Source organism: Phytohabitans maris (assembly GCF_031085175.1).
Classification (GTDB): domain Bacteria; phylum Actinomycetota; class Actinomycetes; order Mycobacteriales; family Micromonosporaceae; genus Phytohabitans; species Phytohabitans maris.
Genome location: NZ_JAVHUY010000060.1, coordinates 1 through 24,079, shown reverse-complemented (window position 1 = coordinate 24,079; position 24,079 = coordinate 1). Strand labels below are relative to the sequence as shown.

General features: G+C 70.9%; 17 protein-coding genes. 11 read left to right on the top strand and 6 right to left on the bottom strand.

All coding sequences use genetic code 11. The features are described 5' to 3' along the window. Nucleotides 1–11: 11 nt before the first annotated feature. From cysS to RB614_RS39770, 3 genes are all read left to right on the top strand, one after another. The gene (gene cysS, locus RB614_RS39780) at nt 12–1,424 is read left to right on the top strand and encodes a cysteine--tRNA ligase (protein WP_308717898.1); all 1,413 of its coding nucleotides are present in this window, start codon (nt 12–14) and stop codon (nt 1,422–1,424) included. Next, on the top strand, nt 1,414–2,526 hold the full coding sequence (gene rlmB, locus RB614_RS39775; RefSeq protein ID WP_308717897.1) for a 23S rRNA (guanosine(2251)-2'-O)-methyltransferase RlmB: 1,113 nt from the start codon (nt 1,414–1,416) through the stop codon (nt 2,524–2,526). Before cysS ends, rlmB begins: the two co-directional genes overlap by 11 nt. A gap of 163 nt (nt 2,527–2,689) precedes the next feature. Further along, a complete protein-coding gene (locus tag RB614_RS39770) occupies nt 2,690–5,323 on the top strand; it encodes an Hsp70 family protein (RefSeq protein WP_308717896.1) in 2,634 nt (877 codons plus the stop codon). A 248-nt stretch (nt 5,324–5,571) separates the two neighbouring features. Here RB614_RS39770 and RB614_RS39765 read toward each other — a convergent pair whose 3' ends face one another. The 6 genes from RB614_RS39765 to RB614_RS39740 form a co-directional block, all read right to left on the bottom strand. Next, on the bottom strand, nt 5,572–6,858 hold the full coding sequence (locus RB614_RS39765) for an ABC transporter substrate-binding protein (RefSeq protein WP_308717934.1): 1,287 nt from the start codon (nt 6,856–6,858) through the stop codon (nt 5,572–5,574). Between the two features lie 95 nt (nt 6,859–6,953). Further along, on the bottom strand, nt 6,954–7,562 hold the full coding sequence (locus RB614_RS39760) for a hypothetical protein (RefSeq protein WP_308717895.1): 609 nt from the start codon (nt 7,560–7,562) through the stop codon (nt 6,954–6,956). Continuing rightward, nucleotides 7,559–8,434 carry a carbohydrate ABC transporter permease gene (locus RB614_RS39755; protein WP_308717894.1) on the bottom strand — a complete coding sequence of 292 codons (876 nt, stop codon included), beginning with the start codon at nt 8,432–8,434 and terminating at the stop codon, nt 7,559–7,561. Before RB614_RS39755 ends, RB614_RS39760 begins: the two co-directional genes overlap by 4 nt. Then, nucleotides 8,434–9,417 (bottom strand): carbohydrate ABC transporter permease, encoded by a 984-nt coding sequence (locus RB614_RS39750; RefSeq protein WP_428983204.1) that lies wholly within the window; start codon nt 9,415–9,417, stop codon nt 8,434–8,436. The genes RB614_RS39755 and RB614_RS39750 overlap by 1 nt, the downstream gene beginning before the upstream one ends. A gap of 105 nt (nt 9,418–9,522) precedes the next feature. Then, nucleotides 9,523–10,830, bottom strand: a complete 1,308-nt coding sequence (locus RB614_RS39745; protein WP_308717893.1) for an ABC transporter substrate-binding protein — start codon at nt 10,828–10,830, stop codon at nt 9,523–9,525. 8 nt (nt 10,831–10,838) lie between these two features. Further along, on the bottom strand, nt 10,839–11,843 hold the full coding sequence (locus RB614_RS39740) for a LacI family DNA-binding transcriptional regulator (protein WP_308717892.1): 1,005 nt from the start codon (nt 11,841–11,843) through the stop codon (nt 10,839–10,841). Between the two features lie 233 nt (nt 11,844–12,076). Between RB614_RS39740 and RB614_RS39735 the strand changes: the two genes are divergently transcribed. The 8 genes from RB614_RS39735 to RB614_RS39700 all read left to right on the top strand — a co-directional run bounded on the left by RB614_RS39735 (nt 12,077) and on the right by RB614_RS39700 (nt 23,826). Continuing rightward, nucleotides 12,077–13,399, top strand: a complete 1,323-nt coding sequence (locus RB614_RS39735; protein ID WP_308717891.1) for a Gfo/Idh/MocA family protein — start codon at nt 12,077–12,079, stop codon at nt 13,397–13,399. Between the two features lie 10 nt (nt 13,400–13,409). Continuing rightward, the gene (gene uxaC / locus RB614_RS39730; protein ID WP_308717890.1) at nt 13,410–14,819 is read left to right on the top strand and encodes a glucuronate isomerase; all 1,410 of its coding nucleotides are present in this window, start codon (nt 13,410–13,412) and stop codon (nt 14,817–14,819) included. Continuing rightward, on the top strand, nt 14,816–16,096 hold the full coding sequence (locus tag RB614_RS39725) for an enolase C-terminal domain-like protein (protein ID WP_308717889.1): 1,281 nt from the start codon (nt 14,816–14,818) through the stop codon (nt 16,094–16,096). The genes uxaC and RB614_RS39725 overlap by 4 nt, the downstream gene beginning before the upstream one ends. Beyond that, complete coding sequence (locus RB614_RS39720) at nt 16,087–17,562, top strand: mannitol dehydrogenase family protein (protein ID WP_308717888.1); 1,476 nt, start codon at nt 16,087–16,089, stop codon at nt 17,560–17,562. The genes RB614_RS39725 and RB614_RS39720 overlap by 10 nt, the downstream gene beginning before the upstream one ends. Beyond that, nucleotides 17,559–18,722: a Gfo/Idh/MocA family protein gene (locus tag RB614_RS39715; protein WP_308717887.1), complete on the top strand. Its 1,164-nt coding sequence runs from the start codon at nt 17,559–17,561 to the stop codon at nt 18,720–18,722. The genes RB614_RS39720 and RB614_RS39715 overlap by 4 nt, the downstream gene beginning before the upstream one ends. A 200-nt stretch (nt 18,723–18,922) precedes the next feature. Continuing rightward, entirely contained in the window at nt 18,923–20,239 is a 1,317-nt protein-coding gene (locus RB614_RS39710) for a pectate lyase family protein (protein WP_308717886.1), read from the top strand. Between the two features lie 14 nt (nt 20,240–20,253). Next, the gene (locus RB614_RS39705) at nt 20,254–21,843 is read left to right on the top strand and encodes a pectate lyase family protein (RefSeq protein WP_308717885.1); all 1,590 of its coding nucleotides are present in this window, start codon (nt 20,254–20,256) and stop codon (nt 21,841–21,843) included. 186 nt (nt 21,844–22,029) lie between these two features. Then, nucleotides 22,030–23,826: a right-handed parallel beta-helix repeat-containing protein gene (locus RB614_RS39700; protein WP_308717884.1), complete on the top strand. Its 1,797-nt coding sequence runs from the start codon at nt 22,030–22,032 to the stop codon at nt 23,824–23,826. The last annotated feature ends 253 nt before the right edge of the window (nt 23,827–24,079 follow it).

Here is a 24,079-nt window from a genome sequence, read left to right as displayed (position 1 = left end):
ACCCTTGTACGGTGACGCTACGCCTGTATGACACCGCCACCAGATCGGTGCGGGACTTCGTCCCGCGTGAGGCCGGCCGGGTGGGGATCTACCTGTGTGGCCTCACCGTGCAGTCCGAGCCACACATCGGCCACCTTCGTTCCGGCGTCAACTACGACGTGCTACGCCGGTGGCTGCTGCGCGCCGGCAACGAGGTGACCTTCATTCGCAACATCACCGACGTCGACGACAAGGTGCTCGCCAAGTCGATCGAGTACGGTCGGCCGTTCTGGTCCATCGCGTACGCGAACGAGGTCGTCCTCGGCGCCGCCTACCGCTCGCTCAACGTGCTCCCGCCGACTTACGAGCCGCGCGCCACCGGGCACGTCCCCGAGATGCAGGAGCTGATCCAAAAGCTGATCGACACCGGCCATGCGTACGTGGCGGGCGACGGCTCCGGCGACGTCTACTTCGACGTCCGCTCCTACCCGGCGTACGGCGCGCTCTCCGGCCAGCACCCCGACGCGATGCAGCACCCCGACGACGGACCGGAGCGGGCCAAGCGCAGCCCCAACGACTTCGCGCTCTGGAAGGGGCAGAAGGCGGGCGAGCCGGCCGACGCCACCTGGCCCTCGCCGTGGGGTCGCGGCCGCCCCGGCTGGCACATCGAGTGCTCCGCGATGTGCTGGCGCTACCTCGGCCCCGAGTTCGACATCCACGGCGGCGGGCTCGACCTGACGTTTCCGCACCACGAAAACGAGATCGCCCAGTCCCGCGCGGCCGGCCTGCCGTTCGCCCGCTACTGGGTGCACCACGCGCTGCTCAACCTCGGCGAGGCCAAGATGAGCAAGTCGCTGGGAAACGTCATCGACCTCGACCACGTGGTCGCGATGGGCATCCGCCCGATCGAGCTGCGCTACTACATGCTCGAGGCGCACTACCGTTCCCGGATCGACTACACCGACGAGAGCCTGCGGGAAAAGGCGGTCGCCTTCCGGCGTATCGAGGGCTTCGTCCAGCGGGCCGTCGACCGGGTCGGCCCGGTGCCCGCCGGTGAGTTGCCCACCGCGTTCACGGCCGCGATGGACGACGATCTCAATACCTCCGCGGCGCTGGCGAGCCTGCGCGAGGTGGTCCACGACGGCAACACCGCGCTCGACACGAGCGACGAGCCGGCGATCCGCGCCGCGCTGTCGAGCGTCCGGGGGATGCTCGACGTGCTCGGCATCGACCCGCTCGACCCGGCCTGGGGCGGTGGCGGCAGCGGTCACCTCAAGGAGGTGGTCGACTCCCTTGTCGCGCTCGCCCTCGACCAGCGGGCCCAGGCCCGGGCGCGCAAGGACTGGACCGCCGCCGACGCGGTGCGTGACCAGCTCAAGCAGGCCGGGATCATCGTGGAGGACACTCCCGCCGGGCCTCGATGGACGGTGGACGATGGCCGGTAACTCACAGCGGCGGGGCCGGCGGGTCACGTCGAAGAAAGGCGCGAGCGGCGGCTCCGGCGGAAAGAACCGGGCCGGGCTCGCCGGCAAGGGGCGCACGCTCCCGGCCGACGAGCGGCCGTGGCACAAGGCGTACTCGGGGACGGAAAAGCTGCCCCAGCGCACCGCCTGGAAGCAGGACAAGGAGCGCCGCGCGGCCGCCGAGGAGGGGCGCGCCCCCAAGATCGGCGTACCGGGTACCAAGGACACGACGTGGGGTCGGGGCACCAAGGGGGTCAAGCCGACCAAGCGGAGCGCCGCCGCTCCCACCGGTCGCGGCGGTCCGAAGGTCGCGCCGGGGCGCAAGTCGACACCGGCCAAGGGCGCACCGGAGTTGCTCGTCGGGCGCAACCCCGTGGTCGAGGCGCTGCGCACGGACGTGCCGGCCACCGCGCTCTACGTGGCGCTCGGCATCGACATCGACGACCGGGTCAACGAGCTGGTCCGCACCGCCGCCGACCGGGGCATCCCGATCCTGGAGATCAGCCGCGCCGAGCTCGACCGGATGACCGGTGGCGTGCTGCACCAGGGCGTGGGGCTGCAGGTCCCGCCGTATTCGTACGAGCCGTTCGAGGATCTGCTGGCCGCCTCCGCGGAGGCCGCGGCCCCGCTGCTGGTCGCGCTCGACGGGGTGACCGACCCGCGCAACCTCGGCGCGGTCATCCGGTCGGCGGCGGCGTTCGGCGCGCAGGGCGTGTTTCTGCCCGAGCGGCGGGCCGCCGGCATGACCGCGACGGCGTGGCGCACCAGCGCGGGCGCCGCCGCGCGCCTGCCGGTGTCGCAGGTGACCAACATGACCCGGGCGGTCAAGGCCTGCCAGCAGGCCGGCTTCGTCGTGGTCGGCCTCGACGCCGGCGGCGAGACCGACGTGTACGACCTGGAGGTCGCCGCCGGCCCCGTGGTGGTCGTGGTCGGCTCCGAGGGGCGCGGCCTGTCCCGGCTCGTCGGCGAGACCTGTGACCTGCGGGTCCGCATCCCGATGGCCTCCTCGGTCGAGTCGCTCAACGCGAGCGTCGCGGCCGCCGTGACCCTCGCCGAGATCACCCGCCGCCGCACGGCTGGCTGAGGCCACCGCCGCACCTCGGGCTGAGGCCGTCCCACACGGCCGCCAAGGTCGCCGCCGCAGGTCGCGCTGATGCCGGCCCGGGCCCAGCAGGCGCGGGGAGGCTGCACGGCCCCCGTAACATGCTTGGCCGGGGATCCCCTCACCCCCGTGAGGAGCGGCAGAGATGGCAGGCCCGGACGGCGGTTACGCGCTCGGCGTCGACGTCGGCACGTCCAACACCGTCGCCGTCCTGCGCTGGCCCGACGGCCGCACCCGGCCCCTCCTCTTCGACGGCCAGCCGATCACGCCGTCCGCCGTCTTCCTCGACGACGCCGGGCTGCACGTCGGCCGGGACGCCCAGCGGCTGGCCCAGGGCGACCCGTCCCGATTCGAGCCCAACCCCAAGCGCCGGGTCGACGAGCCCAGCGTGCTGCTCGGCGGGCGCGAGGTGCCCACGGTCGACCTGCTCGCCGCCGTGCTCGGCGCGGTCGCCCGGACCGCGGTCGAGGCGGTCGGCTTCCTCCCGCCGGCCGTGGTGACCCACCCGGCCGCCTGGGGCTCGCGCCGGCGCGAGGTGCTCGCCGCGGCGATAGCCCGGGCCGGCTGGCCGCCGGTCGGCGACCCGGGCACCAAGCTGCTGGCCGAGCCGGTCGCCGCCGCGCGCTACTTCGCCGAGGTGCTGCGCCGGCCCGTACCGGTGGGTGCCTCGCTCGCGGTCTTCGACTTCGGCGGCGGCACGCTCGACATCGCGGTCGTCCGCAACGAGGGGACCGGCTTCGCCGTCATCGGCTCGGGCGGCGTGGCCGAGCTCGGCGGGCTGGACCTCGACGCTGCGCTCGTCGACCACCTCGGCCGGGTGCTCGCCCCGACCCACCCGCAGGCGTGGCAGGCGCTCGCCCACCCGGCCACCGCCGGCCAGTGGCGCAGCCGCCGGCAGTTCTGGGACGACGTACGCGGGGCGAAGGAGATGCTCTCCCGCACCTCCGCGGCGCCCGTGCCGGTGCCCGGCATCGACCAGGCCGTCCACCTCACCCGCGAGGAGCTGGAACGGCTGGTCACCCCGCTGCTGCGGCGCGGCGTCTACGAGGCGGCCTCGGTGATCGGGGCCTGCGGCCTCACCCCGAGCCAGCTCGCCGGCCTCTTCCTCGTCGGCGGCTCGTCGCGGGTACCGCTGGTGGCCCGCATGCTCCACGCCGACCTCGGCATCGCGCCGACCGTCCTGGAGCAGCCCGAACTGCCGGTTGCCGAGGGCGCCCTCGCCGAGCTGTCGGCACCGAGGGCCCGGGCGGTCGCGAGCGTCCCGGCGGTCTCCAGCGCCACCGCCGCGCGGGAGATGACCGCGACGCCGACCAGCGGGCCCGGGCTGCCGGTGTCGTCGGTGCCGGTGTCGCCTTCCGGGTCGCCCGTCTCCGCCGTACCAGGGATGTCGGTCTCCCCGGCCCCACCGTCTCCGCCGCGGCGGCCGCTCTACCGGCGACCGGTCCTGTGGGTGGCCGCCGCCGCGGTCGCGCTCATCGGCGTGGTCGCCGCCGCGGCGCTGGTGCTCCTGCGCAACGACGAGGTCGACTTTCAGCCGGTGGCCGAGGTGGACCGGATCCCCTCCGCCGACAGCCAGCCGTACTACGTCTACACCGACGTGGTGGGCGACCGGGGCTACCTGGCCTACGAGCAGACCGGCCAGCCGCTGACGATCGTCGCCGTCGAGCTTGCCACGGCCAAGGAGCTGTGGCGGGTGCCGACGACGAGCGTCTCCGATCGGTGGGACGGGATCAGCGCTCTGCCCGGTGCGGTGGTCGCGTTTCAGAGCAGCAGCATTTCGAGCACCGAGACGCGAGACATGGCGGTGCACGACCCGGCCAATGGAAAGCAGATGTGGCACCGGCTGATCGGGCCCAACGACGCCGTGTACCCGTTCAAGGACGTGCTGGTGCTGGTCGACACGGGTAACCAGCGCGTGCTCGGGCTCGACCTGAAGACCGGCGGAGTCCGCTGGGACCGCCCGAGCCCGGGCAAGGAGCAGGGGCTGACCGGCACGGCCGTGTACCCGGTGCAGACCGTCGAGGACGTCTCCGGCCCGGCGAGCGTGAGCGGCCGCCCCTTCGCCCCGCGGACCGACGACGACCAGCGGTTCGTGTTGATCGGCGCGGACCGCTCGGCCACCGTGATCGACGCGAGCAACAACCGCGAGCTGAGCAAGCGCACCAACGTGGCGGACCCGAGCGACGACGCCGTGGCATACAACGGGCGGCTGCTGGTGGCCACGGACGAGGGCGGATACCGGCTCTCCGCCTACGACCTCGACACCATGGGCGAGCCGGTCAACCTCTACACCGCGCCGGAGGAGAGCCGCCAGCTCGACGTCCTCGCGATGTGCGGCGAGACCCGGGTGTGCCTGCTCGACTCGGCCGGCGTAGACAGCAAGTCGACCGAGGTGGTGGCGATCGACCTGGAGAAGGGTGGCCAGCTCTGGCGCGCACCGGCGCCGGATGCCGGCGTGCTCGTCCACTTCGGCGAGGAGGTCGTCGCACAGGCCACGAGCGGCGACTACCCCGTCCGGATCTTCGACCCGGACGGCAACGAGATCCTCAAGCGCGACGGGGCGGTCGGCCGGGTCGACGCCGGCAACCTGCTCCTCTTCGACGAGGTCGCCAGCTACGCCGACGACTACAGCGTCGCCGGCCTGCATGTCGGCTCCACGGACGTGATCGAGATGGGCCAGCTCAAGGACGTCAAGACCGACACGTGCTCCTGGAACCGGACGTACATCGTCTGCGCCGGCACCACCGACTTCCTGGTCGCCCGCTTCGCCCGCGACTAGAGGCTCTGTGCGTCCACGGCCACCTTGTCTCAGACGATGTCGTGGTCCGCACGCTCATTCTGGCCCTTTGGACAGCAACGCGGCGGCCTCCACGATGCGCCTCTGCGGTTGGCATATCCGTCCCGCAGGCGGCGCCTGCTCTCGATGGTTGTGAATCTAGAACGCTTATGGCGGATATAGAGCCCTAAACGTTCTAGATCGGCTTTGGATCTGCTCCTGGGCCACCGCGGACGTCGCGGTAGCCCGGCTCACGTCGCGAGCGTGCCGTTGGCTTCGCTGAGGAACGCCTCGGCCGCCTGCTTGGGTGACTTCTTGCCGAGCTGCACGCTCTCCGCGGCCGTGGTCAGGAGTGAGCGGATCTTGGCGTGCCCCTTCGGTGGGGGTGCGGGCGCGGCGCCGAAGCGGGGCGTGATCGCGTTTTCGAAGTCGATGGTGGCGCGGGCCGTCGGGTCGGTCAGCGACTCACCGACCACCTTGCGTACGTCGGTGTTGGGGCTCAGCCCGCGCTCGGTTCCCAGGATCTTGCCGGCCTCGGGGTCGTTGACCAGGAAGTTCATCACGTCGACCACCACCTCGGGGTGGCGCGTACCGCGGAACGCCGACCAGTACATCGACGCGCGCGCCCACTGTCCCTTCGGGTCGCCGGGGTACGACACGAGGGCCAGCTCGTCCTTTGTGGTGCCCTGCAGCTCGGGCAGCTGGTTGGACCACATGAAGCTCGTCGCCGCCCGCCCGGTCGCGACGAGCTGCTTGGTCACGTCGCCGCCGTTGGCCTCCTTGATCACAGCCGGGGCGGGTGCGGCACCGCTGTCGCGCGCGGTCTGCCACATCTGGAACCACGTGGTCAGGTCGGCGGCGGTGAAGCCCATCTGGCTGCCCGCGTACAGCTCCTTGCCCTGCGCGCGCAGCCACAGCCAGAGCGCCTTGTAGTCGGCCGACGGGTCCATCGTGCCGGCCACCCGGCCGTCGGTCGCCTGCGTGATCTCCGTGGCCCAGTCGAAGAGCTGCTCGTACGTCATGCCGACCGTCGGCTCGCGCAGGTTGAGCTGGCGCACGAGGGTGCGGTTGTAGACCATCGCCGGCGTGTTCTCCGCGCCCGCGACGCCGACCTGGCGGCCGCCGACCTGCCCGTACTTGGCGAGGCTGTCGGGGAGCTTGCCGAGGTCGAGCGCCCCACTCGTCGTGTACGGCGTGAGGTCGAGGGTGACGTTTCGCTCGGCGTACTCGGTCAGGTAGTTGTCGTCGATCTGGAAGAGATCGGGCCCGTCCGGCCCGGCGGCCTGGGTGGCCAGGTTGTCGTAGTAACCCTGGTTGCCCTGCCAGTGCGTCTTGAACGTGACGTTGGGATGCCGGGCCGTGTAGAGGGCGAGCGCCTGCTCGGTCAGGTCGGCCCGCTTCTCGCCGCCCCACCAGAAGACGTTGATCTCGACCTTCTGGTCCTGTGCCTCGGCGTCGTCCGAGTCACCGCTGCACCCGGTCGTGGCGAGCAGCGCCGCCGCGGCCAGGCACCCGATCGCGCGCATCCCGATAGTCATCCGCACGGATATCGACCTTAGGGCGCGTTTCCACCCGGTGGGAGGGCCGTACGGACGAGCTGTGACCAGGGCGTTCACGAGGAGGGACGCCCTGGTCACGCACCGTGCGGGAGGCGTCGGGCGACCGCGTGCATGGCGAAGATGGCGTAGCCGGCGAGCACCGGTACCAGTACCGGAATGATCATCAGGCCCAGCGCCGCGACCAGCGCGACCACGCCGGCGCACGCCAGCACCGCGGCCGGCCGGCGCTGACCGCCGGCCAGCGCCGCCTTCGCGGCGGCGCGCCACCCCACGCCACCGGACCGACCCACCTCGACCACCGTCAGGCCGGCCAGGCCCGCGGCCGCGATCAGGATGAGCAGCGTGGGTACGGCGAGCAGGATCCCGCCGGGCACCACGCCACGGGTGATCGCGGCCAGGTTGAGCACGAGCAGCGCCCCGCCGGCCGTGGCCGCGAGCGCGGGCAGGACGCCCGGGAGCAGCCCGCGGGCGAAGCGGCCGAGGGTGACCCGCGCCCCCGGCCACCGTTCGTCCGCGGACCAGTCGTGCACCGCGGCGCTGGCGGCCGCCACCGCCGCCCCGGCCGTCACGACGCCGAGCGAGCCGAGCGTGACGAGGATGCCGACCAGCGCCAGGTCGCTGGCGTTGCGCACGGTGTCTCGCCACCCGCCGTGCACCATCCGGGGAACGTCCTCAGTGCTCATCCCTTGAGTCCGCTCGTGTTGATCCCCTCGACCAGCATCCGCTGGAAGGCGACGAAGAACAGGAACACCGGCAGCAGCGACAGCACCGACATCGCAAACATCGGCCCGATCGAGCTCTGCCCGCTGGAGTCGATGAAGAGCGTCATCGCCACCGGCAGCGTGTAGTCCTTCAGGTCGGAGAGGTAGACGAGCTGGCGGAAGAACTCGTTCCAGGTCCAGATGAACGAGAAGATCGCCGTGGTCACCAGCGCCGGGCGGCTCAGCGGCAGGATCACGTACCGGAAGATGCCGAACGGGCTGGCGCCGTCGATCTTCGCCGCCTCGTCCAGCTCGCGCGGGATGCCCCGCATGAACTGCACCATGAGGAAGACGAAGAACGCCTCGGTGGCCAGGAACTGCGGCACGAGCAGCGGCATGTACGGCCAGTCGCCGCCCACCCAGCCGAACTGCTTGAACAGGATGTACTGCGGCACAGTCAGCACGTGCTGCGGCAGCAGCAGGGTGCCGATCATGATGGTGAACCAGAACCCGCGCAGCGGAAACTTCAACCGCGCGAAGGCGTACGCGGCGACCAGGCAGGAGGCCGCGTTTCCGACGACGGTCAGCAGCGCCACCATCGTGCTGTTGAGGAAGAACCGCGCGAAGCTGACGTCGAAGTGGTTCCACCCGTCGGTGTAGTTGCCCGGCGTGAACTCCTCCGGCAGCAGCCCCGTGTTGCTCGCGATCTCCGGCTGCGACTTCAGCGACGTGCCGACCATCCAGGCGAGCGGATAGAGCACGACGCCGAGGATCGCGACGAGGACCAGCATGCGTACGATGCCGCGCGCGATTCCGGAGGGGCGGCGGGACGCAGCGAGCGCGTGCGTGCCCATCAGCTGTCATCTCCATCCGAGTAGTGCACCCAGAACCGCCCGGTCGTGAAGAAGACGGCGGTGATGATGCCGATCGCCAGCAGGAACACCCACGCCATCGCCGAGGCGTAGCCCATCTCGTAGTCGGTGAAGCCCTTGATGTAGAGGTTCAGCGTGTACATCAAGGTGGAGTCGACCGGACCGCCGGTGCCGTTGCTGAGCACGAAGGCGGCGGTAAATCCCTGGAAGCCGTTGATGGTCTCCAGCACCAGGTTGAAGAAGATGACCGGCGACAGCATCGGCAGCGTGACACTGCGAAACTGCCGGAACCGGCCGGCGCCGTCGACCGAGGCCGCTTCGTACAGCTCGGTGGGCACCTGCTTGAGCCCGGCCAGGAAGATCACCATCGGTGCGCCGAACTGCCAGATGGCGAGCACCATCAGGGTCTCCAGTGCCCAGGACGGGTCGTTGACCCAGGGCTTGCCCTCGATGCCGAAGAGGCCGAGGAAGCCGTTGAAGGCGCCCTCGCGGTTGAACATGTTGACCCAGACGATGGCCAGCGCGACGCTGCCACCGATGAGCGAGGGCAGGTAGAACAGGCCCCGGAAGAGGCCGACACCGCGCCAGGCCCGGTTGAGCAGCAGGGCGACGCCGAGCGCGACCGCGAGCTTGAGCGGCACCGCGATCAGCGCGAACGACACGGTCACCGTCACCGACCGCCAGTACGACGGGTCGGCGGTGAACATGCGCTCGTAGTTGTCCAGCCCCACCCACTCGACCTCGCTCAGCGGGCTGAGGATGTCGTAGTCGGTGAAGCTGATGTAGAGCGACAGGAGCATCGGCACCGCGGTGACGGCCATCAGGCCGAGCAGCCACGGCGACAGGAAGACGTAACCCGCCACTGCCTCGCTACGCCGGCCGCGCCGGGACCCCCGCCGCTTGGCGGGGATCCCGGAGGCTCGGTTTGCGCGCACCGACGGCTGTTCCGCCGTGGTCAACGCCACGAGCGAACTCCTCTCCGTACCTGCGCCACGTGAGCGAGCTTGCGAGCGAACAATTGGGCGCAGGGATCAACCCACAGTGCTGGTCGCGCCATCAGACGGCCTCAGCTAGCCGAGCTTCGGCTGGACGACGGCGATCAGGTCGGCCGCGGCCTTCTCCGGCGTTGCCTTGCCGAACTGGACGTTCTCCGCGGCCTTCACCAGCTCCGAGCGGAAGGTGCTGTGACCCTTCGGCGGCACCTGTGGCGCCTTGCCGAACTTGGCGGCGAGGTCGTTTTCGACCTGGATCGACAGCTTCATGTTGGCGTCGGTGACGGTGTTCGCGAACGCGGTCCGCAGGTCCATGTTGGACGGAAGGCCGCGGTCGGTGCCGAGGATGTTGACCGCCTGCTGGTCGTTCACCAGGAAGTTGATGACGTCGACCGCGGTGTCCTTCTTGTCGCTGCTGCGCGCCACGCTCCAGTACATGGAGGAACGGGCCCACTGGCCGCTCGGGTCACCGGGGTAGGCCACGACACCCAGCTCGTCCTTGGTGTTCTTCTTCAGCTCCGGCATCTGGTTGGCCCACACCCAGGAGGTGGCCGCCTTGCCGGTGACGACGAGCTGCTTGCTGATGTCGGTGACGTTGCCCTCGTGGATGACGTCGGGCGTCGGCGTGGCGCCCTTGTCGCGCGCGCCCTTCCAGAGCGTAAACCACGCGGCCAGGTCGGCCTCGGTGAAGCCGAGCTGCTTGCCGCTGTACAGGTCCTTGCCCTGCTGGCGGATCCACACCCAGAACGCCTTGTAGTCGGCGCTCGGGTCCTGGGTGCCCGGGACCTTGGTCTTCGTGGCGACCTGGGCGGCCCAGTCGATGTGCTGCTCCCAGGTCTGGCCGGTGGTCGGCTCGGGCAGGCCGTTCTTGGCCAGCAGGGTCTTGTTGTAGACCAGGCCCTGCGTGTTCTCCCCGGCGGAGATGCCGACCAGCTTGCCGTCCACCTGCCCGTACTCGACGAGGCTGGGCGGGAACTTGGAGACGTCGAGCTTGCTGCCCTTGTACTCCGTCAGGTCGGCGGTCACGTTGCGGGTGGCGAAGTCGGCGAGCATGTTGTCGTCGAGGGCGAACAGGTCGGGCACGTCACCGCCGGCGGCGAGCGTGGCCAGCTTGTCGGCGTAGCCCTGGTTGGCCTGCCAGGTCACCTCGAACTCCACGTTCGGGTGGTTGGCCTTGTAAGCGTTGAGCGCGTCCTCGGTCAGCTTGGCGCGGGCCTCGCTGCCCCAGTAGAAGACGGAGAGGCGGACCGGGGCGTTGGGGTCGGAGCTGCCGCCGCCCTCGTCGTCGCCGCATGCGGCGGCACCGAGGACCAGCGGGACGGCGATGGCCGCCGCGGTGAGCCCGCGGAGCAGGCGGCGTCTGTGCGTTCGGATACCGGGGTGCATCTTTTGGTTCACTCCTTGACAGTGTGCGGTTTGCCCGTTGGTGCTGGGCCTGTCGAGTCGCGGATCACCAGTTCGGTCTGGAGCGTTACCTGTGCGGTGGTACGACGGTCGTCGCCGTGCTGCAGCAGCATGTCGACGGCCGCCCGGCCGGCGGCCCCGGTGGGGTTGGCCACCGTCGTCAGCTTGGGGCGGGTGAGGCGGCTCAGCGATATGTCGTCGATGCCGACGATGCTGACCTCCTCGGGCACCCGCACCCCGAGCGAGTCGAGCCCCTCGATGAGGCCGATCGCCATGAGGTCGTTGTAGGCGAGCACCGCGGTCGCGCCGATGCGGCGAACCTGCTCCGCCTGGGCGGTGCCACCGTGCTCGGTGGGCTGGTTGGGGCCGAGCACGGTGAGCTCCGCGTCGGCGGTGCGGGCGGCGGCCGTGGCGGCGCGGCGGATCTCGCGGCTGGTCCACGAGCCCCGCGGCCCGCCCAGCAGGGCGACGTGGCGGTGCCCGAGGCCGGTCAGGTGCTCCACCGCGAGGCGGGCGCCCTGGGCGACGTCCATCACCACGGACGGCAGGCCGGTGACCTGCCGGTTGATCACGACGAGTGGCACCTCGCGGCTGAGCTGCTCGATCAGGCTGTTGCTCATGCGTGGGCTGCAGAGCAGCACCCCGTCGACCTGCTTGGCGAGGGCGTGGACGAGCTCCTCCTCGACCGCCGGATCCTCGTTGGTATCGGTGACGAAGATGTGGTAGTCGCGGTGGCGTGCGGCGCTCTCCGCCGCCTTGATCAGGGGCGGGAAGAACGGGTTGGCGATGTCGGCGACGATCAGGCCGATGTTGTGGGTGCGGCCGGTGATGAGCGCGCGGGCGGCCCGGTTGGGGCGGTAGCCCAGGTGCTCCGCGCAGGCGAGCACGCGGCTGCGGGTCTCCGGGTTGACCAGGTGTGGCGCCGAGAACGTGCGCGACACGGTGGAGATGTGCACTCCCGACGCACGCGCGACGTCGCGGATCGTGGCTGGCACGCGCACTCCTCTCCGTGTGTCACCCGTCACTCGGGTGGGCCAATTAATGCAAACGGTTGCTCACGTGTCAACGGGCTTAGATTGCGGGTTCGTTACGACAAGGCGGGTGGAAAGCGCTTGCTTCAACCGCTGAAGGCGACATAGCTGGACATTATGGAGTCGTCGTTGACTCCCCGGGGCTTGGCGTGGCACCTTGCCACTGCAAACCTTTGCATACCCAGAGAGGATGCTCGATGCCGGATCAAGCGCCGCGGCGGCGTCGCTACGCCCTCGTCGGCACCGGCTCCCGCGCGGAGATGTTCGTCCGGTCGCTGCTCGCCCACCCGGACCGCGCCGAGCTCGTCGCGTTCGCCGACGTCAACCAGGCCCGGATGGACCTGCACAACTCGTGGCTGGCCAGCGCCGGCGCGCCCACCGTGCCGACCTACCCGGCCGGCGACTTCGTCTCGATGCTGGACAAGGAGCGGGTGGATGTCGCGCTGGTGACCAGCGTCGACCGCACCCACGACGAGTACATCGTGGCCGCGCTCCGGGCCGGGTGCGACGTGGTGACCGAAAAGCCGATGACCACCGACGCCCCGCGCTGCCAGCGCATCCTCGACGCCGTGGCGGAGACCGGGCGCCAGGTGACCGTCGCCTTCAACTACCGGTACAACCCGCTGCACGAAAAGGTCCGCGAGGTGCTCGCCTCCGGCGAGATCGGGGAGATCGGCTCGGTGCACTTCGAGTGGCTGCTCGACGTGCGGCACGGCGCGGACTACTTCCGGCGCTGGCACCGCGACAAGGCCAACTCCGGCGGCCTGATGGTGCACAAGGCGAGCCACCACTTCGACCTGGTCAACTGGTGGCTCGGCGCGGCGCCGGTCGAGGTCATGGCGTACGGGCGGCTCTTCTTCTACGGCGAGGCGGGGCACCGCCACGGGTACGCCCGCGACTACGCCCGCGCGCACGGATCGAGCGAGGCGGCGGGCGACCCGTTCGCGATCGACCTCGCGGCCAACCCGCACCTGCGCGCGCTCTACCTGGACGCCGAGGCCGAGGATGGCTACCAGCGCGACGTCAACGTCTTCGGGCCCGGCGTCACCATCGAGGACGACATGGCCGTGCTCGCCCACTACACCAGCGGCGCCACGATGACGTACCACCTGACGGCGTACTCGCCGTGGGAGGGGTACCGGGTCATGTTCAACGGCAGCCGCGGCCGGCTGGAGCTGCACGTGGTGGAGAACGACTTCGTCAGCCCGGCCGGGGCCAAGGGCCTCAAGGGCGCCCTGCACGGGGTCGAGGCGGCGGTCGAGGAGGGCTCGGCCCGGATCACCGTGCACCCGTTCTGGGAGCGGCCGCGCGAGATCCCCGTACCCGGACACACGCGCGAAGGCCACGGAGGTGCGGACGTCCGCATGACCGCGGTGCTCTTCGGCGGTGAAAATGACCCCATGGGCCGCGAGGCCAGTGCCCGCGACGGCGCGTTGGCGCTGCTCACCGGCTTGGCCGCCAACCGTTCGTTCGAGACCGGCCAGCCGGTGCGGGTCGCCGACCTGCTCACCGTCGAATAGGAGCCCCGAGGTGACCCGAGCCGACCTGCTCTTCCCGTCCGAGCCCACGCAGCGAGCCATCGCCCGGGAGCTGTACGCCCTGGTGAGGAACAAGCCGATCATCTCGCCGCACGGGCACGTCGACCCCGCCATCCTCGCCGACGACGCGCCGTTTCCCGACCCGGCCCAGCTGATCATCTGCCCGGACCACTACGTCACGCGGATGCTGTTGAGCCAGGGCGTGCCCCCGGCGTCGCTGGGCGTACGCACGCTGGACGGCGAGCCGTACGAGACGGACGGGCGGACGATCTGGCGGCGGTTCGCCGAGCACTGGCGCCTCTTCCGGGGCACCCCCTCGCGGCTCTGGCTGGAGGAGACGTTCCGCGAGGTCTTCGGGGTGGAGACCGCGCTCGGGCCGGACACGGCCGACCAGGTGTACGACGCGATCGCGGCGAAGCTGGCCGAGCCGGAGTTCCGCCCGCGGGCGCTCTTCGAGCGGTTCAACATCGAGGTGCTCGCCACCACCGAGTCCCCATTGGACGACCTGGGCCGGCACGCCAAGCTCGCCGCGGACGGCTGGGGCGGGCCGGGCGGCCGGGTCGTCACCACGTTCCGCCCCGACAACGTGGTGGACCCCGAGTTCGAGGGCTGGGCCGACAACGTCGGCCGGCTGGGGGAGATGACCGGCGAAGACACCGCGACCTACCCCGGGTACCTCGCGGCGCTGCGCAAGCGGCGGGAGGCGTTCATCGCGGCCGGCGCCACCTCCTCCGACCACGGCCACCTGACCGCGCGCACGCTGCTGCTCGACGAGAGCGAGGCGACCACCCTCTTCGAGCGCGGGCTGCGCGGCGCGGCCACGGCGGCCGACGCCGAGGCGTTCCGCGCGCACATGCTGGTCGAGCTGGCTCGGATGTCCATTGAGGACGGCCTGGTGATGCAGCTGCACCCGGGCGCGGTCCGCAACCACAACCGCTGGCTCTACGGCAAGCACGGGCGCGACGTGGGCGGCGACATCCCGCAGGCCACCGACTACGTGCACGGGCTCGAACCGCTGCTCTCCGCGTACGGCAACGACCCGCGGCTGCGCCTCGTCGTGTACACGCTGGACGAGGACACGTTCACCCGCGAGCTGGCCCCGCTGGCCGGCGGCTACGCGGCGATGTACCTCGGCGCGCCCTGGTGGTTCCTCGACTCGCCGGAGGTGCTGCGCCGCTTCCGCGAGGCCGTCACCGAGACCGCCGGCTTCTACAACACCGCCGGCTTCGTCGACGACACCCGGGCGTTCTGCTCGATCCCGGTGCGTCACGACGTCGCCCGCCGGATCGACGCCGGCTTCCTCGCCCGGCTGGTGGCCGAGCACCGCCTGCCACTGGACGAGGCGGCCGAGACGATCGTCGACCTGGCGTACCGCCTACCCAAGGGGATCTTCCGACTGTGATCACCGCTCTCGATGTCCACGATGTACGGTTTCCGACCGCGGTGGCCGGCGACGGTTCCGACGCGATCAACCGGGGTGACTACTCCGCGACGTACGTGTCGCTGAAAACGGACCGCGGTGTGGAAGGCGCCGGCTTCACGTTCACCAACGGGCGCGGCAACGAGATCACCTGTGCCGCGGTGCGGGCGCTCGCCCACCACGTGGTCGGCCGGTCGGTCGAGGAGATCTTCGCCTCGCCGGTCGCGTTCTGGCGCTCGCTCTCCGCGGACGTGCAGCTGCGCTGGCTCGGCCCGGAAAAGGGCGTCATCCACATGGCCACCGGCGCGATCGTCAACGCCGTGTGGGACCTGCGGGCCAAGCTGGAGGGCAAGCCGCTGTGGCGGCTGCTCGCCGAGATGCCGAGCGACGAGCTCGTCCGGTGCGTCGACTTCCACCACATCACCGACGCGCTCACGCCCGGCGAGGCCACCGCAATCCTCGACAAGGGACTGTCCGGGATGGACGATCGCCGCGCCGAGCTGGAACGGGACGGCTTCCCCTCGTACACCACGTCGGTCGGCTGGCTGGGCTACCCGGACGACAAGGTGCGGGCGCTGACCCGCCAGGCGTACGCCGAGGGCTGGCGGGCGATGAAGATGAAGGTCGGCGGCCCGATCGACGACGACGTGCGGCGGGCCCGCATCATCCGGGAGGAGATCGGCCCGGACGCGCTGCTGATGATGGACGCCAACCAGGTCTGGGACGTCGACGAGGCGATCGCCAACATGGCCCGGCTCGCCGAGTTCGACCCGTACTGGATCGAGGAGCCGACGCACGCCGACGACGTACTCGGCCACGCGCGGATCCAGCGGGCAGTGGCCCCGGTCAGGGTCGCCACCGGTGAGGTCGCCGCCAACCGGGTGATCTTCAAGCAGCTGCTCCAGGCGGAGGCGATCGGCGTGATGCAGATCGACGCCTGCCGCGTGGGCGGGGTCAACGAGGTGCTCGCCGAGATCCTGATGGCGGCCAAGTTCGGCGTGCCGATCTGCCCGCACGCGGGTGGCGTGGGGCTCTGCGAGCTCGTCCAGCACCTCGCCGTCTTCGACTACCTGCGGGTCGGCGCCACGCTAGAGGGGCGCATGGTCGAGTACGTCGACCACCTGCACGAGCACTTCACCGACCCGGTACGCACCCGCGACGGCCGGTACCTGCTCCCCACCGAGCCCGGCTACAGCGCGACGATGAAGCCCGCCTCCATCGCCGAGTTCAGCTTCCCCGAGGGGCCGGCATGGCGATGAGGCTGGGCTTCGGCACCCTGGGCCAGGTCCCCGTCGAGAGCCGCCCGCGGCTGCGCCCCGGCACCGTGCCGGCCGGCATCGTCCACCTTGGACTCGGCGCGTTCCACCGGGCGCACCAGGCGGTGTACACCGAGGCGGCGGTCGCGGAGGCCGGCGGCGACTGGGGCATCGTCGGCGTGGCGCCGCGCAGCACGGACGTCGTCGAGCGCCTTGCCGAGCAGGACAACCTTTTCAGCGTCACGTCAATGTCCAACGACGCGGCGCGTACCCACGTGGTTGGCGTCCTCGCCGGCGTGCGCCACGCGGCCAGCGACCCGATGGCGGTGGTCGCGCTGCTGGCCGACCCGGCCATCCGGGTGGTGACGCTCACGGTCACCGAGAAGGCGTACCAGATGGACCCCGCCACGGGCCGGCTGCGACCCGATCCGGCCGTGGCGGCCGACCTGGTGGGCGACGGCCCGCCGGCGACCGTGCCCGGGCTGCTGGTGCGCGGCCTGATCGCCCGGGCACGGGCCGGCGCCGGCCCGATCGCGCTGGTGAGCTGCGACAACCTGCCGTCCAACGGAAAGCGCCTGCGCGGCCTCGTCACGCAGGCCCTCGCGTACGGCGGGACGGAGAGCGCGCTCGTCGACTGGGTCGGCGGCAGCGTGACCTTCCCGGGCACGATGGTCGACCGGATCGTTCCGGCCACGACGGCCGAGACGCTGGCCACCGCCGAGCGGGTACTGGGCGTCGCCGACCTGGCCGCGGTGGCCGCCGAGCCGTACCAGCAGTGGGTGATCGAAGACGACTTCCCGGCCGGCCGCCCGGCCTGGGAGCGGGCCGGCGCGGTGCTCACCGGCGACGCCAGCCCGTGGGAGCGGCTCAAGCTGCGCACGCTCAACGGCGTCCACTCCGCCATCGCGTACCTGGGCGCGCTCGCCGGCCGCGAGACGATCGCCGAGGCGCTGGAGATCCCGGGCATGGCCACGATGCTGCGCCGGTTTGTGGCCGAAGACGTCGCCGGCAGCTTCACCCCGCCGGACGGCGTCTCCGTCGTGGAGTACGGCGACTCGGTGCTGGAGCGCTTTGCCAACGCGGCGATCCGGCACCGCACGATCCAGGTGGCGATGGACGGCTCGCAAAAGCTCCCGCAGCGGGTGCTGCACACGATCGCCGACCGCCGCGCGGCCGGTGCCTCGCCGAGGTGGGGTGCGCTGGTACTGGCCGCCTGGATGCGCTTCGTGCAGGGGGAGAGCGACGCGGGTCGGCCGCTGCCGCTTGACGACCCGCTGGCCGAGCGGATCCGCAAGGCCCTCGGCGACGGCAAGCCCACCGCCGAGGGCGTGGTCGACGCGCTCTTCGGCCTGAGCGAGGTCTTTCCCGCCGAGTTCGCGGCCGACGGCACGGTACGCGAGCTGGTGGCCGGCTGGCTGGCCGCGCTGGACCGGCACGGCGTCGAGGCGACGTTGCTGGAGCTGCGATGAGGGTTGCGCTGATCGGCGCGAACGGGCACGGCCGCTGGCACCGGCGCCAGATCGCCGAACTGGAGGCGGCCGGCGTGGTCGAGCTGGCCGCCCTCGTCGACGTACGGCCGATCGAGCCGGGGCCGGAGGCCGCCCCGCACTTCACCGACCACCGCGCGATGCTGCGCGAGGCGGCGCCCGACGTGGTCGTGATCTGCACCCCGCCGTACACCCATCGCCAGATCGCGACGGACGCGCTCCGCGCCGGCGCGGATGTGCTGCTGGAGAAGCCGCCGGTCCTCTCCCGCGCCGAGCACCGCGCGCTGAGCGAGGTGCTCCGGGAGACCGGCCGCGCCTGCCAGGTCGGCTTCCAGGCGCTCGGCTCGGCGGCCCTGCACGAGCTGCGGCGCTCCATCTCGTACGGCGTGGTCGGCACGGTCACCGGGGTCGCCACCGTCGCCGCCTGGCAGCGGGACGACGCCTACTACCGGCGCTCCCCATGGGCCGGAAAGCGCACTGTGGACGGTCGCCCGGCGCTCGACGGCGCGCTGGCCAACCCGCTCGCCCACGCCTGGATGCAGTGTCTGGCCATCATGGACGGTGACCCGCCGGTCGGCGTCGAGCTGGAGCGCTACCGCTGCCGCGACATCGAGGTGGACGACACCGCCTGCCTGCGCATCACGCTCGCCTCCGGGCGGCCCGTCGTGGTCGCGGTGACCCTGTGCGGCGAGGAGTTCATCCCGGGTGAGGTCGTCGTGCACGGTACGGCCGGCCGCGCCGTACTCGAATATCCGACCGACCGGCTGCTGCTGCCGGGAGACGACGGCTATCGCGAGATCCCAGGCCGGGTCAACCTCCTGGAAAACCTCGTCCAGCACCGGGCGGACGGCACTCCACTTATCGCGCCATTGGCGCGCACGGAGCCGTTCACGGCGGTGCTGGACGTGCTCAACTCGGCCCCCGATCCGGCATTCCTCGGCGGCGACCTGGTCGTGGAAGAAGGCGAAGGGCCGGCACGGAAAGTCACGATCAAGGGCGTCAACTCGGCGCTCCGGCAGGCGGCGGAGAAGCTGGCGCTGCTGTCGGAGCTGCCGGTGCCGTGGGCGGTGGGACCGCACAGCGTGCGCCTCACGGCAACACCGGAAAACACACTGCAAACGACGGAGGAACCGGTCCGGTAAGAAATCGGACAGGGCACCAGCTTTCTCGGCAATTCGCTGCCGAGCAAATCGCCCGTGCCTCCTTTTCCTGCAAAATACCTGCAAACCTAAGGCATTGACACTCTTAACCGCAAATACCTACTTTTCCATTAAGTAGATTTCGGTTTCGTTACGAGATCAGCTCTGGGTATTGGGCAACCGCGGAGAGTGCGATGCAACTCATGCGATTGACCGCTGCGGCGGTCGGTATAGGTCTCGTCGCGGCGCTGGCCCCCTCCGGGACCGCGCTCGCTGGTAACGATCACGGCAAGCAGAGCCTGGGCAGGCAGGTCCTGCCCGCGGGTGACGGCTGGGCCGCCTCCGGGCCCGGCACCACCGGCGGCTCGGCCGCCGCCCGTGTGGACGTGCACACTGTGGATACTCGCGCCGAACTCATCGACGCGCTCGGCGGCGACAACGCCACCAACCGTACGAACGCTACCCCGAAGATCATCGTCGTCCGGGGCACCATCAACGGGTTCGAGGGACTGCCCGGCCGCTGCGCCGACCTCGCCGACCCGGCCTACTCGCTCGACGCCTATCTCGCCGCGTACGACCCGGCGGTGTGGGGGCGGGTCAACCCGAGCGGCCCGCTGGAGGAGGCGCGGGTGCGGTCGGTGGCCAACCAGACGCGGTACACGCAGATCAACGTCGGTCCGAACACGACGATCGTCGGTCAGCGCGGCGCCCGGCTGGAAAACCTCACGCTCATGGTCGACTCGGCTCCCAACGTGATCGTCCGCAATATCAACTTCGTGGACGCGTTCGACTGCTTCCCGGCCTGGTCACCCACCGACGGCGACGCGGGCAACTGGAACTCCCAGTTCGACCTCATGTCCGTGCGGCGCAGCGAGAACGTCTGGGTGGACCACAACACGTTCACCGACGGCGGCAACCCGGACAGCGGCCAGCCGGTCCACTTCGGACGGCCGTACCAGGTGCACGACGGCTCGCTCGACATCACGCACACGGCCAGCCTGGTCACCGCGTCGTACAACCGCTTCGTCAGCCGCGACAAGGTGATGCTGATCGGCTCGTCCAACACGGTCGGCCCGGACGTCGGGCGGCTCAACGTGACGCTGCACCACAACGTCTTCGACGGCACCCTTCAGCGGCTGCCGCGGGTGCGCTTCGGCCAGGTCGACATCTACAACAACTACTACCGCCTGGCCGGGGACGGCTTCTCGTACGCCCTCGGCGTCGGCGTCCAGTCCGCCATCTACGCGGAGAACAACTACTTCGCGCTGTTGGACGGCATCGCCGCGCAGGACATCCTCTACGACTGGGGCGGCACGGCCCTCACCGAGAAGGGCAACTGGGTACAGGCCAGCGGCTCCCGCCTGCCCCGACCCGTGAGCCTGCTGGACGCGTACAACGCGAGCCACGATCCGGACCTCGGCGCCGACTCCGGCTGGACGCCGGTCCTGCGGCACGGCCCGGTGCTCCCCGCCCCGCTAGTACCCCTCGCCACGCTGGTCCTGGCCGGCGCGCGCCTCTGACCGGGAGGTCCACTGTGAAGCACAAGCGACTCACCGCGGCGGGGCTGGCCGGTGCACTCGCCGCCGCGCTGGTCGGCCTCGGCACCACGAATGCGTTCGCCGACACGCTCCTCTCCGACGACTTCCAGGACGGCAACTCCAACGGCTGGTCGAAGTCGGGTGGCACGTGGTCGGTGGTGACGGACGGCTCGCTCGCGTACCGGCAGACCGGCACCAGCAGTGACGCCCGCAGCCTGGTCGGCGCCACGACCTGGACCGACTACTCAGTGCAGGCGCGGGTCAAGCCGACCGGGTTCGGCGCGGCCAACCGGTACGCCGGCCTGATCGCCCGCGCGCAGAGCAGCAGCAACTACTACGCCCTCGTGCTCACCAGCTCCGGCGGCGTGCAGCTGGTCAAGCGGGCCGGCGGCGAGCCGGTCGTGCTCGGCAGCGGCTCGGGAGGCGGCGGCACCGGCACCTGGACCACGCTGATGCTCGCCGCCTCCGGCAGCCAGCTGTACGGCTACGTCAACGGCACCCTCGCGGTCCAGGCCACCGACAGCGCGTTCGGTGCCGGCCGGGCCGGCGTCGCGGCCAACTACGCCAGCGTCACGGTCGACGACGTGGTGGTCAGCACGGTCAGCGGCACCCCGACGCCCGGCCCCACGACGGGCGGCCCGACGCTCCCGCCGACCGAGCCGCCGCTGGACCCGAGCGCGCCGCCGATCGGCTTCGCCTCGGTCAACGCCCTCGGCCAGAACGGCACCACGGGCGGCGCCGGCGGCCCGACGGTCACCGTGGACACCGCGTCCGAGCTGCTCACGGCGATCGCGCAGCCCGGGCCGCTCAACATCCGGGTACAGGGGATGATCGCCCTGCCCGGGCCGATGCACGACGTGACCTCGGACAAGACGATCATCGGGGTCGGCGCGAGCTCGGGCATCACCGGTGCCGGCTTCAACGTCGGCCTGCCGGTCAGCAGTGTCACGTCGCCGCCGCCCGACGCCGTGCACAACGTGATCATCCGCAACCTTAACTTCCGCGACGCCGCCGACGACTCGATCAACGTGCAGATGTACTCGCACCACGTGTGGATCGACCACAACGACCTGGCCGAGGGGTACGACGGCCTGATCGACATCAAGCGCGGCGCGTCGTACGTGACGGTGTCGTGGAACCACACCCACAACCACACCAAGAACATGCTGCTCGGCCACGACGACAGCAACGCCGCGCAGGACACCGGATACCTGAAGGTGACGTACCACAACAACTGGTTCGACCGGACGCCGCAGCGCAACCCGCGGGTCCGCTTCGGCGAGCCGGTCCACGTGTTCAACAACTACTACGTCTACAACACCGACACCGGCCCGGCCTGCCAGGCGAACTCCGGCTGCGTGGTCGAAGGCAACTACTTCGAGGACGTCGAGGAGCCGGTGACCAACAACTACGCCGGCCCGTCCGGCCGCTGCGTGGCCCGCAACAACGTGTTCGTCGGCGAATCCGGCCAGCCGGACTGCAGCGGGAGCGTGCAGGAGCCGTCGGCGTACTACAGCTACACGGTCGCGGACCCGAACACCGTCAAGTCGGTCGTGATGGCCGGCGCGGGTACCGGACGACTGTGATGCAGATGTGACCGCGGGCGGTGGGCAGACACCGCCCGCGGGCACCACACCCGGCCGGGGGTCAGGGCACGGGCGGCGCAGCCCGGGTCTCCCGCGTCCCGCCCCGGCCGGTCCTCCCGCGCTCAGCGCTCGACATCCGGGCGGCGGCCCCCCGCGGCTGCCGTTTCCAGCCCCGAAGGGAAACCCATGCGCGCCAGACACAAGCTCCTCGTCGCCGCCGGCGCGGGTGCCACAGCCGTGGCCCTCGTCGCCGGCCTGACCGGGGCCGCGTACGCCGCGACCCTCTTCTCCGACGACTTCAACGACGGCAACTACACCGGCTGGTCCAAGTCCGGCGGCACCTGGTCGGTGGTCACCGACGGGTCCGGGACGTTCGAGCAGTCCGCCAACAGCAGCGAGCTCGCGCGCCAGTTCACCGGCGACAGCGGCTGGGGCGACTACCAGGTACAGGCCCGGGTCAAGCCGCTGTCGTACAACGGCTCGAATCGGCTCGTCGCACTCGCCGCCCGGGCCAGCGGCGCCACCAAGATGTACCGGCTGGCGCTGCTCAACAGCGGCCGCGCCGAACTGCAGGTGGTCAACGGGAGCAGCATCACGGCGATCGGCGGCGCCGCCATGGCCGTGTCGACCGGCACCTGGTACACCCTGCGCATCGAGGCGAGCGGCAGCACCATCCGCGGATTCGTCAACGGATCGCAGGTGGCGTCGGGCACCAACACGATGAACAGCGCCGGGCGGATCGGGCTCGTCACCGCGTACGCCAGCGCCCGCTTCGACGACGTCACCGTCACCACCGGCGGCACCACTCCCACCACGCCGCCACCCACCAGCGTGCCGCCCACCACGCCCCCGCCGACCACCGTGCCGCCGACCACGCCGCCGCCCACGTCACCTCCGCCTGGGGGCAGCACGCTGTACGTGTCGCCGAACGGCAGCGACGGCGCGACCGGGACGGAGTCGAACCCGACGACGCTCACCTCGGCAATCACCCGCATCGCCGCCGGCGGGACGATCTACGTGCGCGGCGGGACCTACAACCTCGCGCAGACGGTCACCATCGCGCAGGGCAATAACGGCACGTCGAGCGCCCGCAAGAAGCTCTCCGCGTACCCGGGTGAGACTCCGGTCTTGAATTTCTCCGCGCAGAGCGAGGACCCGGCCAACCGCGGGTTTGTCGTGGGCGGAAACTACTGGCACATCTACGGCATCGTCGTGGAGCGAGCCGGTGACAACGGGATCCTGCTCGCCGGCAACAACAACATCATCGAGCGCACCGTGACGCGGTTCAACCGGGACTCCGGGCTACAGCTCTCGCGGCTGGTCGCCGGAGCCCCGCAGGACCAGTGGCCGTCCAACAACCTGATCTTGAGCGCGGAGTCGCACGACAACGCCGACTCCGACGGCGAGGACGCCGACGGCTTCGCTCCGAAGCTCACCGTCGGCCCCGGAAACGTCTTCCGCTACACCGTGTCCCACAACAACATCGACGACGGCTACGACCTCTACACCAAGGACGACACCGGTCCCATCGGCGCGGTGACCATCGAGGACTCCCTCGCCTACGACAACGGCACCCTGAGCAACGGCGGTCAGGCCGGAAACGGGGACCGCAACGGCTACAAGCTCGGTGGCGAGGACATCGCGGTCAACCACGTCGTCAGGCGCAGCATCGCCTACGAGAACGGCAAACACGGGTTTGGCTACAACCGCAACCCCGGCTCGATGACGGTGTCGAACAACCTCAGCATCGGCAACGCAGAGCGCAACTTCAACTTCGACGGCGGCACCTCGGTGTTTCGCAACAACACCTCGTGCGACAGCGGGTCGAACGACCGGATCATCGGCAACTCGGACAGCTCCAACCAGTTCTGGTCCGGCTCGAACGGCTCCCGCTGTTCCTCGTACACCGGCTCCCTGGGCTGGTCCTTCGCCGCAGATGGGCGTCTCGTGGTGACCCTCGGCGGCCGGGTTGTGACGCTGTAGCTCACGCGGACAGCGAGAGGGGGCGGGGGCCCCCGGCCCCCCCCCCCGAAGGCCGGGGGGGGCGCGGCCCGGGGGCGGGGGGGGGGGGGGCGCGCCCGGGCCGCCCCGCGCCGGGGCCGCGGGGGGCGCCGCCGGCGTCGTGGGTGCCGCCTCCGGCGGAGGGGGGGGTGGGGCCGGCGCGGTCACCGCGGGCGGGCCCGGCGGCGGGGTTGCGTCGGCGGGCAGCGAATCCCCTATCCAGCCCTCACCGTCC